Origin of the sequence: Bacillus cereus group sp. MYBK108-1, assembly GCF_051917185.1 — a bacterium.
Lineage (GTDB): Bacteria > Bacillota > Bacilli > Bacillales > Bacillaceae_G > Bacillus_A > Bacillus_A cereus.
The window spans coordinates 92,040-108,441 of sequence record NZ_JBQAHZ010000015.1 but is presented as its reverse complement, the minus strand read 5'-3'; the positions used below and the strand labels follow the sequence as shown (position 1 = coordinate 108,441).

The window sequence follows — 16,402 nt, the reverse complement described above, 5'->3', positions numbered from 1 at the left end:
TTTACACCCTCTTTTTTGTTAATTTAAGTAATACTTTGCTTAAGCTTTCTTCCGTAAGATCCTCTGCATCAGCAAAATCTGATACCGTAAAAGCAGACTCTGTTGTTGGTTTATTTATAAGTTGACGGAGATGCCTTAACATACCATCTGCTATCACTTGAATTTTTAATTTAGAAAACTGTTCCCTACTATACATCCAAATAAAATGTAACTTTTCATCTTTCACCATTCCGATAACATCAATTAGATGAGACGGTTTGGAATCTGGAGCATGATCTAAAAATGTAAATCCTGTCTCTTGCATAAACAAAGAGTCCCTTGAAAACACCTGATCAAATTGGCCCAAATAGTTAAAGCTTATTGAAGGCTTTTGCTGATAAAACGGAAGTAATCCTTTATTCAAGTAACGTAAAATACCATAGTCAACTCCGCGATTTGGAATTCGACGTAATTGTTCTTTGACAGCCTTTAACCCTTCAATAGGTGTCTGAGTTCCTTGAAAATTGAGATGAACGGGATAAATACTCGTGAACCAGCCCACTGTCCTTGATAAATCAATACCTTCAATCATCTCTTCTCTTCCGTGTCCTTCTAGATGAATAGAAACGGTTTGCTGATTTATACAATCAACGATAGCTTGTCCTAATGCCGTTAATAGTACCTCATCAATCCTTGTCTTATGAGTGACTAGAACTTCGTATAACAATGTTTGTGTTTCTTCTATTCCTAGAGTCCTCGTCACTTGATCAATCGATTCTTCTGTTGTTTCTTGTATTGGATAGTCCATTGGAATTTTCATCGTTTCTTTTTCTACTTGTTCATTCCAATAATTTTGTACTTCTTTTGAAATACCCGAATCACTGTATGTCTGGAGTCGTTCAGACCACTCTTTAAAAGATGTACTTTTTGCAGGTAAGCGAACTTCTTGACCTTGTTTCATCTGGTTATATACCACCTGTAAATCTTCCAATAGAATCCTCCATGACACTCCATCTACTACTAAATGATGAATCACCCAGAATATTCGATCATTTCCAGTCAAGTTATCTTCAAAGTACACTACTCTCATTAACGGACCAGTAACTAAATTGAAACTAGCTTGATTAATGTTCATCTCTTCTTGTATTATTTTATTCCACTCTTTTTCATTAACTTGATTACGTTTTACAACATGGAGTACTGACAGCTCATCAGTCCCTTCATTTCTCTGCCTCCACGTTCCGTTTGGTAACTGTTCGTACCGGAAACGTAAAGCATCATGATGTTTCAGTAAATTTAATATCGCTCCCTCTAGTAATTTCACATTCAATCTTTCTTTTACTCTTAAAAGCATTGATTGATTCCAATGCTCTGTATGTGGATGTTCTTGCTCGAAGAACCAGCACTGAATTGGAGTAAGAGGCACATCACCTATCACAATTCCCTGCTCCGCTTGTACTCCCTGCGTTTCTATAGCCACTTGTGCCAGCTCAGCGATAGTTGGGCATTCAAACATTTGCTTTGGAGTAAGTTTTAACCCCACTTGACTTGCTTGAGATATGATTTGAATACTGAGAATCGAGTCGCCACCAATTTCAAAGAAATTATCATAGATTCCCACCTTTTTAACACCTAATACTCGCTTCCAAATGGTAGTCAGTATCTGTTCGTTACTATTCCGAGGGCCAACCCATTCACTATTAATCTGCTTTTCCTCTGGCATAGGTAAGGCCTCACGATCAACTTTACCGTTAGCTGTAAGTGGAATAGCTTCCATCGCCACAAATCCCGAAGGAACCATATAACTTGGTAGTTTCGCTTTAAGATACTCTCTCCACGCATCTACATTTCCATCTCCTACAACATATGCTACTAATCTTTTATCGCCCGGCTGATCTTCTCTTACAATTACAACTGCCTCTGTTACAGATGCATATGTATTTAAAGTAGACTCAATTTCCCCAATCTCAATTCTAAAACCACGTATTTTAACCTGATGATCAATTCTTCCACGATAATCTAGATTCCCATCTGGCAAATACCTAGCTAAGTCTCCTGTCCGGTATAATCTTTCTTTCGGATTACTACTAAATGGATGAGATATAAAACGCTCTGCTGTTAATTCAGGTCTATTTAAATATCCACGTGCCAATCCTGCTCCACCAATATAAAGTTCACCATCAACACCTATAGGAACAGGTTGTTGATAAGCGTCTAGTATATACACTTCTAAATCGGGAATCCGCTTTCCAATATTACTTCTTGAAGCATGCTGCACATCATCTTGAGTAATTGGATAATATGTAACATGAACTGTAGTTTCTGTAATTCCATACATATTAATTAACTGTGGTTTTTTCTCCCCATACCTTTGAAACCACGGTAACAAGCCAATAGGTTCTAACGCTTCTCCGCCAAATATCACGTAACGCAGCTGCAAATTTTTATTCTTATCTTCTTGTTCACACACTCGTATTAATTGGCGGAATGCGGAAGGTGTCTGATTTAGAACTGTGACTTCTTCCTCCACCAATACTTGATAAAAATCCTTAGGTGATCGACTAATCCAGTACGGAACAACAACTAATTTCCCACCATATAATAACGCTCCCCAAATTTCCCATACTGAGAAATCAAATGCATACGAATGAAAAAGCGTCCAAGTATCTTTTTCATTAAACTGATACAAACAATCCGTCGATTTAAATAACCGTATAACATTGTGATGCTCTATCATAACGCCTTTTGGATTTCCCGTTGATCCCGAAGTATAGATTACATATGCCAGATTTTTGGGACCGACACTAGAAACCGGCAAAGTCTTACTTTCTTTCCCAATCTCATCTTGATCACGATCCAGGCAAATCGACTCAACATTTTCTGGTAACCAGTTCAATTCTTTTAAACTTTCTTGCGTTACGAATAACTGAATGCTAGCATCTTCTAAAATATATTGAAGTCGCTGCTCTGGATATGTTGGATCAAGTGGAACATAAGCCCCACCAGCCTTCAAAATTCCTAAAATACCTACAATCATTTCGAGGGAACGTTCAACGCACAGTCCAACTAAAGTATCAGGTCCTACTCCCTTTTTCTGCAGATAATGAGCTAACTGGTTTGCACGTTCATTAAGCTCCTTATAAGTAATTTTTTCTTTTTCATACGTAACTGCAATAGCATTTGGATAAATCATCGCTTGCCGTTCGAACATTTCATGAATAGTTACTTGAGGTGGGACATCCAGTTTAGGATTGTTGAACTCAACTAAACTTTTTCTTTTATCTTCCTCAGAAATGATTTCTATTTCAGCCACCTTCTGCTTTGGGTTTTCAAAAATATTTTCCAGTATCACTAGCATAACGTTAAAGAATCGTTCTATCTCTTCCTTAGAAAATAGCTCCTCACGATAATCAATATGTACATGTAAAGAGTCTATATCAATTAGATTTTCAATATGAACTGCAAAATCTTGTACTTCTTCACGGTTTGGAATCCATAGTGAGTCACCACTTTCATCACGATCCCTATAATCAATCGTAGTTCCGAAAAGTCTCACATTACTGTTATTCTCTTTATTAATCTGCTTTAATAACAAATCAAATGGATATTTCTGGTGTCTTAATGATTTACTTTGTTTTCTGGACACTCTACTAATAAATGAAAGTACTTCTTCTTCTGGATCAATATCCATTCTTAAAGGAACTGTACTCACCATCATTCCAATCAATTTTCGTTCCATTTTAGTCATACGGTTGCCGTAAGCCATTCCTAAACCAATATCAAGCGATGAGGTCCACCGATACATGGACAACGAAAAAGCAGCAACAAAAAGAGTATATAAACTATTTTTGTAATCTTCAGAAAATTTCTCTATCTTTCTCTTCAAATGTTCCGTTAATATAAACGTCTCACGTGATGCTTTTGTACTAACTTGGTACGTATTATAAGGCTTCAATCCAGTCACAGATGGCAGTGTTTTAAATTCCTCTAACCAAAATTTTTGATCTTTTTGAAAGCGACTACTATTCAAGTATGTTTGTTCGTTGGTCAGAAATTGAACATATGAATTTTTAATTTCGCCTTCCTCATTCTCGTTATGCATGTCATAATAATATTTTGCAATCTGCTCAGTAAATATTTGAATTGATAAACCATCCATAATAATATGATGAATATTTCCAAAGACTGCACATTCATTATCGTTTAATTTTATTAAAGCGAAATAGTATAAATTTGAATTAAATAATGTAAACGTTTCTTTTGTTTTCTGCTCAATCCATTCCTCAAGCAAATTTGTATTCTCCACATTACTGAAATCAAAAAACTCAAATTCTTGTTCTTCATGTTTAGTAAAATATTGTTTCGGTTCCTGATGCCCATTTTCTTTTAACCTAATGCACAGACCGTCATTTTCACTGATAACGCGATTCACAACTTGGTTTAATTTTGAATAATTCATTTTTCGATGAAGTTTAAATAAAAATCTTAAATTACATATTCCTTTATCAGAATGAACGACTTCTGTATACCATATTCTTCGCTGCGGATGGCTTAATGGATAGCATTCCTCATTGGTCATAAAAATCTTCCCTTCAAAAATTATTTGCTCTTATAGGTTCGTGTTTATGTTTAGCCCATAAATATTTCTGCAGTGAAACTCCAATTACTCCAATAATAACAAGCCCAATCCCTCCATAAACATAGAGTTGAGTTACTCCAAACAAATGCACTAATGGACCACTCATAGCAGGAGAAATAATTAGAACTGCGTTTGTTAAACTGCTTTGTATACCAAATACTCTTCCTACTTGATCTTGATCGGATTCTATTTGTAAAATGACTTGATTAGATACAAGCATCAGCCCACTTCCGATACCAGCGATAAAACTAATTAAATAAGCTAAAACGAAGACCGTACCGGGCGTTATCAAACCAATCCCCCCAAAACCAATTCCCATTAAAACCATACCTCCACATACTACCCAGCCATATTGAAATTGTTTTAATTTCTGAGTTAGTAATGCACCAAGTATTCCGCCAAGACCAATAATAGAAATGATATATCCCATTTTACTTTTATCATGTGGGAATAAGCTCTTAAATAAAGTTGGGAATTGTGAATCTACTAATTGTAATACCGCCATGGCTATTGTAACGAAAATCATGGTTGATAATATTATCCGATTAGATAACACATAACCCCACCCTTGTACCCAAGCGGTCCAAGTACTTTGTTTTTGCTGTTCAACAAATTCTTTCGATATAGTTTCTTTAAATTTTATTGTGGGTATGAGAACTAAGGTAGCTAATAAACAACTGATAGCTCTTATAATGAGGCAGAACTCTGGTTGAAACCAGCTCAACAACATGCCCCCTATAAGGGGGCCTACTATCTTGGTACCCTGCTCTACTATTCCGTTGATACTTACTGCTTTAGTAAGCAAGTCCGGGGATACAATCTGTCTTGTTAGTGTTTGCTGTGCAGGATAATAGAAAACAATAAAAATGGAACGAATCATTAATGCCACTAAGAGCCAGTGGATATCTTGTACAAATAAAAGAGCAATTGTTATTAGACCAACCATTAGATTACAGAACATCATAATTGGAATTTTTCTAAAACGATCTGCAATAACACCTGCCCATGAGCCAAAAATAATTCCAGGAAGTGCATATGCAACAGGAATCAATCCAATCATAGTAGGATCTACTTCCCATTCAAACCCAACTATAGTCATAATCGCTAACATATCAATAAAAACACCAAGCATAAGCAATGAATAGGCAGAGAAAACTTGTAAATAAACCCTATTTCCTAATAGGCCTTTTGAATCAGTAGTTTTCATAAAAGCAAGCTCCTTAGGTTACTAATATAAACGCTTTTGCGTATAAGGTACCTCTTTATTAAACCTAATTAATCATTATAAATATTTCACCTAGAATTTACTTTGTTAAAATCTAGACTAACATCAAGGTTTTTTATTTTTAAAATAATCAGATAAATTATAGTGCACCTATTTCTTCATTTTTATATCAACTGTTACAAAATAGACCTTTTCCTCACATTAATAACAGCTAAACGTTGCCTTAATATAATCTTTTACAGTCGTTTGCACATTCAATTCACATCCTTTTTAAAGTTGGCTTTTTTCTATCTCAAATACTATCACACAAATATTTCACCTACTATATTCATAAAGTTGAAATATTTGAATCAGAAAATTCGGATAAAAAACCAAATCCACAAATCATAACAAACTATTATTTATTTATATTTTCATTTTATAGATAGCTTTAACCATAAGGGTATCAAGAATTAAGTTTTTTAATTTTATTAACATAATAGTTTAAAGAGACCGTAAATCCTACTAAACAAAAAAATATACAATAAAGTATATTTTTTTCTTATCCTACATATTTTCTATGCAAATTAATCCCAATAACTAAAGTTGATAATAAAAATATAATATTACCAATCACTAATGTACTCATAACAAGAATTGAATAATATAGTATTAATACTTCTGCACCTACTACCTATTTTATTTATTGGATATTTATACTTCAAAAAATTACACATCATTCACAATTAGGATACATACCCAAAATATGTTTTGAACGTTTTATTATATTTTAAGATAATATAAAATCAGTTTTTCTATAAGAGAACTTAATTTTTATGTAGTACGAAACTGTTAGTAATACAGTATATACTAATTTAGTTATAAAAACATTTAAAGACCACCTATTTCCATAAGTGATCTTTCTTTGTGATTCTGTACTTGTGCACTACTGTAGAAATATATCGTAGAAACGCTTTGTTTGCTAAATGTTTAGTTCTTTCCATTTACTAAAAAACATAGCTTCATACACTTAATATCATATTCGTTACATTGCAAACTATTATTTTGTCTTCTGTACAGGCAAACTACTAAAAATTAATTCAGCAACTTTTACATATCCTTTTGAGTTTGGATGAATTAAATCCTTAGACCAAAGCGTATTGTCATTAACTAAATGATGATTCCAAAAATCAACATGATGAAGCTTATACTCTCTGCTCAGTGAATGTATAACTTCATTTGCCTCTAATAATTGTTCTTTTATTACTTGTTTTTTTTCAGAAGCAAAAGGAAGCCTAACTGTAAAATCTGGAAGGTTTGCCATAATAATATCAGCCCCTGCTTTACTTAATGTATCTATCATAAATTCCATATCGTTCTTATATGCATCATGATTCCAACGTCCTTTTAAAACATCGTTTGCCCCTGCAATGAGACTAACCAAATCTGGATTAAAAGTTAGCGCCTTTTCCAATTGCTGCGATTGAATTTCTTTAGTTACTAACCCACGCTTTGCAAAATTGGCATATTCTATATCATTTTCACACAGTTGAACAAAATGATCTACCCAGCTTTTTAATGCAATTCCCTCAACTTCATCCCCTATCCCCTCTGTAAAACTATCGCCAATTGCTACAAATCGCTTCCACATATGTATTCCCCCTTTATTGTTAACCATATCTATACTATACAATAGCTCACACCGTAATTGTTATTTCTAAGTGGTTTTCGATTTCAATTATATTCCACTTTACTATATTTACATTTAGAATCTAAAATTGACCGATTCCTAAGTATACTTAGGAATCGGTCATATTCATATATTTACTAAAGAAATAAAATCTATCTAGGAATTATACTTTTTTCAAAAAATTTGTTGTTCTTTGTTTTGCCCAGTTGATACATTTCTTTTCGATTAAATGATATGAAACTATAGAAAAAAGTAGTGTCATTGCAATGCACAAAGTAAGAAGGAATAAGATAGGTATTTTTGTATACAAAAGTTTAAATAGTACCATCATGATTGGAAAATGACACAAATAGATACTGTATGAAATTTCTCCTAAATATACAAATACACTCTTATTTAGAAATGCTTTTACTTTTAGGTTACTCATAGCCATTATAATAAATATACTAACCCCCATTACGACACCCCAATCTTTTAATAAGAAAGTTGTATCATTACGGGAAAAACCATAAATTAAAATGGAATATAAATATAGGATAACCCCTAATGCAATAAGAAATCCTTTTTTAAATTTTTTCATATTCCTATATGAGTAGATAAGTTTTTCCTGATACTGAAAAAGTAACATTCCAACAATAAACATAGATGTAAAATGCAGTGTATCAGCATAACCATTATAAAATCCTTCAGCTTTCCCAATATGCAACATATTAAGAACAACACTAATTAATGAAAAGCTCAAAGCAAATAGTATCGTTTTCTTCCAATTCAGTTTATAAAAAAGAAGGAATAACAAAGGAAACACAATAGATATACGCATTTCTTGAGCCAATGACCAAATAACTGGATTATAATTTTCCGTAAAAAAGTTATTAAGAAGCACAAAGTGGTTTAGAATATCTAATTTTGTTATAGACCCTTGCCACCTATCATAGAACCAATCCCGTAATCCTACCACTTCATACGACGAAAATAAAATAAATAAAACAAAGGTAACGATTATCCAAAAATAATAAGGAATATAGATTCTTACAAATCTCTTAATTAAATATCCCCAATAATTTGTTTTTGAATGATAAAGTGCCATAGATAACACAAAACCACTTAGTACATAAAAAACGATAACAGCTTCCCCACCCGCCCATAAAAACCTAAGCGGGGAAAATTTAATAGAATTAGGCAACGATGGTAGCATTAAACAAAAATGTCCAAATACCACAGTAAGTGCCGCTAACCCTCGTATCGAATCTAATTCTTTTATTCTCTTACTCATAAAATGTTCTCCTTGTAAAATATAAATCTTGCTGTTCATAAAGGCCACTATAAGAATGTAGTGTAGAATTGTACATATTGTTTCTTTAAATTTCTAATATAAGCAGTACAAAGTTAATTTTACCTCCATTTCTTTATATACATAATTTAAAACAAAACATTTAATACAAAGAAAAGATTTTATTAAATTTTTATAAAGTGAAACATTTAGTTGTATCCTATAAAATTAGCTTTTTATTATATCAATCGCACTATCCCACATACCACTAAAAAAAGATCCTGTTTTACGCATAAAACGTGTAAACCACTTTGCTTGTTCCACATCAGATTTTGTTACAAGGTCTATTTGTAATGATTTACCTGATAAGAACCCAGGATCTGTATTATCTTTAGGCGAGATAATCATTTTACTAATTGTTACACCTTTTTTAATAGGCGCTTCTTGTTCTTTATTCAATACTTTAAATTCTTTTTTATAAATGTCTTTATTGCCCTTCGACATTGGAAGTGAAACAGCTTGCTTCGTTTGAACTACTACATCTTTGTCTTTTGCATTTGCCACTCGAACTGTTTCATATCCTTTTATTACTGAATCTTTTCCATAGAAATTCTTCACTTCAAAATTCGCAAATCCATAATCGTATAATTTCTTTGTTTCATCAAAACGTGCCGTATGAGATTTTGCTTTTATCACTACAGAAATTAGGCGCATACCATTTCTTTCTACTGTACCAGTGAAACAATCTCCCGCTTCTGGAGTCGTTCCTGTTTTCAAACCATCTACACCTTCATATTGCTTAATTAAACCTTTTAACATCCAGTTAAAGTTCGCCATATCAATTGGATATTTACCACCCTCTTGGAATGTTTTTTTAGGAATTTTTGCTGTATTTAATATTTTGGGGAAATCTTGAATAAGACGTTGCGCTAAAATTGCACAATCCCTTGCAGACATTTTATTTTTCTCGTCTAGAGTTGTCCCTTCTGGGTGATATCCTTTTAAATCTTGATTTGTTAAGCCTGTAGAGTTTACAAATTTATAATCTTTCATTCCAAACTCTTTCGACTTATCGTTCATCATTTTTACAAAATTGACTTCTTTACCAGCAATCTGTTCAACTAAAGCAATTGTTGCACCATTTGCAGAGTAAATTGCCATTGCCTCATATAACTCTTTTACCGTATAAGAGCCACCATTTTCTAATGGAACGTTTGATAATGAACGATCTTGCGAAATCTTATGTGCATATTCAGAGATTTTAACTTTTTGATCCCATTTAAGTTTTCCTTTATCCACCGCTTCATGAACTAAGTATTCGCTCATCATTTTTGTCATACTAGCAATTGCCAATGATTCATCTGCATTTTTTTCATATAAAATTTTTCCGGAATTTGCTTCTATTAAAATTGCTGATCCCGCTTCAACGTCTATAGCAGAAACTGTTTCCGCTGCTGCTCTTCCAAATGTAACGAACATGCTAAAAAATAGTGTAAGCACTGTTACTATTGCAATAAATCTCTTGCAAAACATACCTTTCACTTCTTTTACCTCCAATACCTTTGTACTCAAAAAAAGCGTTATTCTAACATAATCTCAAAAAAATAGACAGTGTTCTCAAATTATATATACATATTAGACGTTAGGATCGCTTTCATATAGACCATCTCATCCGACACTTTTAGGTGCCCTGATACTTTGTACTCCCACACATATCCCTATTTTTAATCCCCTTATATTTTTCAAAATGATTCGCACTTTCATATTTTTTTAGGATTACAATTAATAGACAATCTAGATGCTACATTTGTTCCATATTTACAAAAAATAAAGTGAAACTTTAATGAGTGGGAGTCTTACTGCCCGTTAATGCTTTATTAGCTATCAATGATTTTAATTATTCAATTCAGCTATTTGCTAGACCTATATTAGAGATGAATTTTATTTAGTCTAAACTATTAGTTTTTTGTAATCAAAAAACTACACCCTATACTGGATGTAGTTTTTCTAACTGATTTATTTATTTTTCACTTCATTTTTATAAAAAGCAAATAATGGTTCGATGGATGGATTAGATAACAGCGGAATTGCCTTCTCAATCAATTTCCTATCCCAATCAAACCAACGCATTTCCATTAACATGTTTATTTCTGTATCAGTGAATCGTTTCTTTATTTCCTTAGCAGGATTTCCACCAACTATTGTATACGGCGGAACATCTTTACTTACGACAGATCCTGCAGCAACAATTGCCCCTTCACCAATAGTAACGCCAGGCATTATTATAGCATTCATTCCAATCCAAGCATCACTTTTTATGACTGTATCACCCTTAGGTTCATATGATTGTTCAATTTGCTCAGCGAATGGATATACTGTAATCCATTCTGAGTGATGATTATGGTTACCACCCATTAAAATGACTACTCCACTTGCAATGCAAACATAATTCCCAATAATGAGTTTATCAAGATGCCATCCCATCTGTTCAATTGGATTGAAAAGTGCTTGAGACTTAGCATCCCCCCACAAATACCTTACACAGCCATCTTCAAAATTTTGATGACTATAATAGCCTGAATAATAGGAGTACTCTCCCACTTCAATGAGTGGATTTGTTACTATATCTTTTATATACTTTGTTTCTGACCAATGATTAAATAATGGATACTTCATAACTTTATTCCTCGCTTCTAAGTATTATATATTTTGCTATTTACTTAGAAGCTTACTACGACAGCTACATTTTTTAGCTTTCTCAAACGACGAATCATTATCTTCAAGCCTTTCTTTTATACTAAAAAAAGCATAACGCAATACATTACACTAGTCAAATTGTGTAATTTTGAACACATCTTAAACAGCGTAATACTGCAATAAGAACATGAAAACACTCTAACTTTGATCCAAATAATATATTGATTACATTTAGTTTATATTTTGTAAAAAAATTTTAATTGCCATGACAAAGCAAACAATAACCACTATTGGTCGTATTAATGACGTCCCTTTTGTAAGCACCATCTTCGCTCCAATATACGATCCTATAATTTGACCAAGCATCATAATCAACCCAATTGTCCAATCGATTTGGCCAAAAATAATAAAATATAACAAAGCAGCGAAATTACTTGTAAAATTCAAGATTTTAGCATTTGCAGTTGCTCTCGTAGCACTATATCCACATAAAAGAATGAACGCTAAAGCAATTAAACTACCTGTTCCTGGGCCGAAGAAACCATCATAAAATCCAAGGAATGGAGCCACTGTTAACGCAAACAACAACATACTTATTTTTCTCGGTCGATCTTCGTTTGCTATATTTGGAGATAATAGAAAATAAAGACCAATAATAATAAGTAAAAAAGGTAATATCATGATTAAATATTCTGCTCGTATCTGTAAAACAAGCCATCCACCGAAAACGGATCCCAAAAAGGTCATTAAGATGGACAAACGCATTTCTTTAAGATTAATTTCTTTCTTCTTAATAAAAAACACTGTTGCCATGAGAGTTCCGCTACTCCCTTGTAGTTTATTAGTTGCTATCGCTACAGAAGGAGACATACCTACTAATAACATTATCGGGATAGTTATCATACCACCGCCCCCAGCAATCGTATCTATCCATCCTGCTAATACAGCTACTAAAAATAGTAGTATAAGTAATTCAATAGTAAAATCCATACAAAGAATATGGGAAGGCTTGAGCTATTATAACCCAAACCTCCCCATCGTCCCTCCTCTCTTTAAACTAGTTAATTAAATCTGTAAAGTAACTTTCTTTTTGATCACGTAATCGACTGGAAACGTATTGTCTGCAAACAATTCTTCTTCCATATTTATTATTTCCAATCGGGATTTTATATTCTTCCTCAGATAACCTTTCCCTACCATGAGTTACATTTGTTTGTTTACCATAGTATGAATTTGGTATAAGTAATAAATCTTCAGATGTAAGTGGAACCTTATAAGTAGGCGTTGTTCGTAAGAGTTCTAAAAACATGTCAAATTTCAATTTTTCTTCTTCACTTTCTCCCACATAAATTAATCTATTTTCCGCTCCATTCAAACAAGTTGCAATAATATCACCATTATCATCCAAAAATATGATTTGGTTTATTTCCCCTACAAATCCCGATATTTCACCATCCGCCATTCCTGCGATATGAGCAATAGGCATTTTACTTATCGCCAATATGTCATCTTTACTGAAGTGATTTTCTTCAAGATGCTTTTGCAGTAATTTTGGCGTTCCAATATGAGTTTGAGTTTTTAAATTTAACACTCCTTTTAATAAAAGAGCATCAACTCTAGTAAATTTTCCACAAGTAATTTCAGACACTATTCGTTCCACGGATTTATTAAGTCTATTTGATACAATTTCTAAATTCGTATTGAATGTTTTCAATCTTGCTTCAATATCTGATTGGTCTTTCATATCTGTATACACTGTGGCATCGTTATGTTGATAAAAGTTCCCGCCACCGGTGCTTGCACCGACATTTCGCAAAACTTCATCGTTGTTTAAAGGTGAAATAAGATGAAATCTATTTTTCCCTGCATGTTCGGATGGGTGAATTAAAGCATCATAATTAAAAAGTGTGGCAAAAAGCCATGTGACCCATTCTGCATAAAAATATTTTTTCATTCTATCGTGTTCGTCTTCGCCATAATTAAAACCTCTGCGATTTTCCCCAGGTAATAGTGTTTCCATAGGATCACATGGAGTATTTTTAATAAGAGTAGGTGGTACGTTTCCGCCACAATTCGCTATTTTTATTATATGTAGTAGGTTTTTCATATCTGAATTCGGATTTTTCTTTGAATAGTCAATCAAACAATTAAGCCACTCTTTTGAAAAATATGCTGCTATTTCTTGATCACAAGTATAAGGATTATGAGTTTTCAATTCATTTTCTATCAGATTCTTCATTTTATCCTTCAATACATTAGGAATGCTAATTTCTTCAATTTCTGTAATCTGCAGTATTCCTTTATTCATTATAAAACCTCCGTTGTTTTATTTTTTATACCCTATCTTCTATTAAACAAACTATCCATTTCTTTTTTGCTCCTTCGCTTTTCGTCAGAGCTATTAGAACTACCGATTTACAAATAAAAAACGTGGATTATAAGAGATTTCTTCTTAGGTACATTTCCCCGACGAACCTCTATTGAATTGGTAAATTTAATTTAAAAATCTCTTTCATTTTCTAAAGTTTTCCTAATTTTAAAATCAGAATTTTCAATACAACTATGTTAACATTAAAAATATAACACGAAACCAAAAAATGTAAATGAATAGTTTTTTTATAAAAAATAGTCAGACTATTTATGGAGTAATTCGTATTCCATTGAACGAACTACGGCCCCTCAATTTTATTGATAACAATAAAAAAACCCCTAAATTGATAGAGGAATTTTTTTCAAGTATATTCTATTTTAAAGTTCTTACTTACCTTTTACCCCGCTATTTGCCGGGCAGTCCGATTGGTTCAACTAATAATCAGTGGGGATGAACAAAACTCCCCCTGATTAAAGTTTCACTTTATTTTAAAAGATATTGCTTTAACTTCTTTATTAACAGTTCCATCCCGTTTGGACTTACAATAATCTTCCCATTCGCTAACGAAATATTGCTGTCTGAAATATCCCCTGTAAGTGCACAAGCTCTTGGAGATTGATATTTTCGTAAAATAATCTGGTCCTCTTCTATAAACATTTCAAGAGAATCTTTTTCTACAATTCCTAAACTCCGTCTTATTTCCATTGGAATAACAATACGCCCCATGCTATCTGCTTTACGAGTAATTCCTCTTGATTTCATAAAATGCCACCCTTTATATTTATCTAATATTACGGTATTTATTTTAGCAATAAACAACAATTAGGAATAGTTCGTATTACAGTACTTTTTTTAGAAATAAATAACAATTAGGAATAGTTTATGTTAGAATTCTTTCTTGTTTATTCTTGATTTTTAATATATTTTTCCTTGATCATTTTTATATATTGTTTTCTTTCAGTTAGTTCAAATATAAATAATGCTTTTTTTATGTCTGTTAAACCAACTTCATTAGAGTACTGAACTTTCAATAAAATTGCACCTTTTTCAAAAAATAATTCACCTAATAAGTATAAAGTATTCATATTTATCGCTAATTTTATACCTATTTCACTATACTTTATTGCTTCTTCATATTGATTTGCAAGGTGTAAACATTTTGTTAACGTATGAATGAGTCTTAATTTGATTTCTTTTTCTCTAGGAAATTCTATCTTATTAAAATTAATTAAACTTTGTTTTAATATATTTATACTTTTCTCATACTCTTCATTTTCTGCATGTATTATAGCAATTGAATTCATTATGCTTATTTCTTTTTCTGATAAAAAGTTACTACTACTTAAGGTTTGTTTTAGTGCTCTATTTAAAATGTCAAAGGCATTACTTGTTGCTCCATTTACATAATATATAGCAATCGCTTCATGCCATAATAGAAATTGTTTATCTTCTTTTGATTGAAAATTATTCTCATCTTTCTCTTTTTTTACTATTTCGTAAAGCTCATTATATTGTTTTTGTTTCACACAATCTCTCATTACACATTTTACATTTTCAATATATTTTATTTTTTTATTTTTGGTTAGTGCGAATATATAATTTGGATCAATACCAAGTCTTTCAGATAATTGATACAACAATATGCTAGATGGATAAATAATACCTTTTTCTATCTTACTAATTTGACTTTGTGAACATATTCCATGACATAATTCAGATTGTGACATGTTTTTTTTCTTTCTAAGTTCTTTAATAATAATACCAAGATTGTAGAATTCCATCTTTCCTCCCTCAAATGTAACACTTTATGAGTATAAGAATATTTCCCAACTTTTAATGTAATGTAAAATTAATATAGTTACAATTACTAATTATATGGATTTATAGTTTCTTTTACAAACTTGTATTACAATACGAGAAATTATTAAAAAATGGTTCACTAATAATTAATGGGAGTTTTATCCCCCCACTGATTATTAGTCCACTCCAGGCAGGCTTTTACAGGGAGTTCGACTTCTTTGCCACATCTAAATTTTGAGGTGGGAATCTTACTATCCGCAAATAGCCTGATTAAAATAAATATGATTTTTCACCTTTATTTCTTTTAATAGTTTCTTTTGATTTTTATATAAATAATTTCGAAGGAGCGTATTTTATGAAAAGAATGTTGACCGAAAGAGAGTTAGAAGTAGCTATTTATGTAGCAAAAGGATATACAGATGCAGAAATTTCCAAAAAAATATATGTTACCCCTCGAAGAATTTCAACGATAATTAATCATATTAAAGAAAAATGGCATATTAATTCTAGAGTGGAATTAGGTATTTTAGTTTATCATTATGGTTTTATAGATGCACCCTTATTTTCAAATAAAAAAATTCAGCTATGTAAAAAGGTTGTACAATAGATAGCGGAATATAACGAGTTTAAATTGCAAATAAAAATAGAAGAGCAGACAAACTTTTATTATTTGGTTTACTCCATCACTTTTTAAATTTCATACATTAATATAAAAAGGTTAGAGAATTAACTTCTCTAACCTTTTTATATAC

11 protein-coding genes are annotated in these 16,402 nt (G+C 32.1%); 1 reads left to right on the top strand and 10 read right to left on the bottom strand.

Annotated elements, in window-relative coordinates:
• Position 1: 1 nt before the first annotated feature.
• The 10 genes from ACTFSL_RS19880 to ACTFSL_RS19835 form a co-directional block, all read right to left on the bottom strand.
• Positions 2-4,558: a non-ribosomal peptide synthetase gene (locus ACTFSL_RS19880; RefSeq protein WP_135277602.1), complete on the bottom strand. Its 4,557-nt coding sequence runs from the start codon at positions 4,556-4,558 to the stop codon at positions 2-4.
• 13 nt (positions 4,559-4,571) lie between these two features.
• A complete protein-coding gene (locus tag ACTFSL_RS19875) occupies positions 4,572-5,825 on the bottom strand; it encodes an MFS transporter (protein WP_000858621.1) in 1,254 nt (417 codons plus the stop codon).
• A gap of 1,057 nt (positions 5,826-6,882) precedes the next feature.
• Positions 6,883-7,473: an SGNH/GDSL hydrolase family protein gene (locus tag ACTFSL_RS19870; RefSeq protein WP_135277604.1), complete on the bottom strand. Its 591-nt coding sequence runs from the start codon at positions 7,471-7,473 to the stop codon at positions 6,883-6,885.
• A 202-nt stretch (positions 7,474-7,675) separates the two neighbouring features.
• A complete protein-coding gene (locus ACTFSL_RS19865) occupies positions 7,676-8,824 on the bottom strand; it encodes an acyltransferase family protein (RefSeq protein WP_135277606.1) in 1,149 nt (382 codons plus the stop codon).
• A gap of 186 nt (positions 8,825-9,010) precedes the next feature.
• Positions 9,011-10,324, bottom strand: coding sequence for a D-alanyl-D-alanine carboxypeptidase family protein (locus ACTFSL_RS19860; protein ID WP_000677649.1), 1,314 nt, complete (start codon positions 10,322-10,324; stop codon positions 9,011-9,013).
• 474 nt (positions 10,325-10,798) lie between these two features.
• Positions 10,799-11,458: a CatB-related O-acetyltransferase gene (locus tag ACTFSL_RS19855; RefSeq protein WP_135277608.1), complete on the bottom strand. Its 660-nt coding sequence runs from the start codon at positions 11,456-11,458 to the stop codon at positions 10,799-10,801.
• Positions 11,459-11,710: 252 nt separating this feature from the next.
• Positions 11,711-12,469, bottom strand: coding sequence for a TSUP family transporter (locus tag ACTFSL_RS19850; RefSeq protein WP_000347993.1), 759 nt, complete (start codon positions 12,467-12,469; stop codon positions 11,711-11,713).
• A 67-nt stretch (positions 12,470-12,536) separates the two neighbouring features.
• Positions 12,537-13,787: a hypothetical protein gene (locus ACTFSL_RS19845; protein WP_071740618.1), complete on the bottom strand. Its 1,251-nt coding sequence runs from the start codon at positions 13,785-13,787 to the stop codon at positions 12,537-12,539.
• A gap of 546 nt (positions 13,788-14,333) precedes the next feature.
• On the bottom strand, positions 14,334-14,612 hold the full coding sequence (locus ACTFSL_RS19840; protein ID WP_088339131.1) for an AbrB/MazE/SpoVT family DNA-binding domain-containing protein: 279 nt from the start codon (positions 14,610-14,612) through the stop codon (positions 14,334-14,336).
• 140 nt (positions 14,613-14,752) lie between these two features.
• Positions 14,753-15,631: a helix-turn-helix domain-containing protein gene (locus ACTFSL_RS19835; RefSeq protein WP_000397980.1), complete on the bottom strand. Its 879-nt coding sequence runs from the start codon at positions 15,629-15,631 to the stop codon at positions 14,753-14,755.
• Positions 15,632-16,005: 374 nt separating this feature from the next.
• Here ACTFSL_RS19835 and ACTFSL_RS19830 point away from each other — a divergent pair, with 374 nt between their 5' ends.
• Positions 16,006-16,257 carry a response regulator transcription factor gene (locus tag ACTFSL_RS19830; RefSeq protein WP_000827560.1) on the top strand — a complete coding sequence of 84 codons (252 nt, stop codon included), beginning with the start codon at positions 16,006-16,008 and terminating at the stop codon, positions 16,255-16,257.
• Positions 16,258-16,402 lie beyond the last annotated feature (145 nt).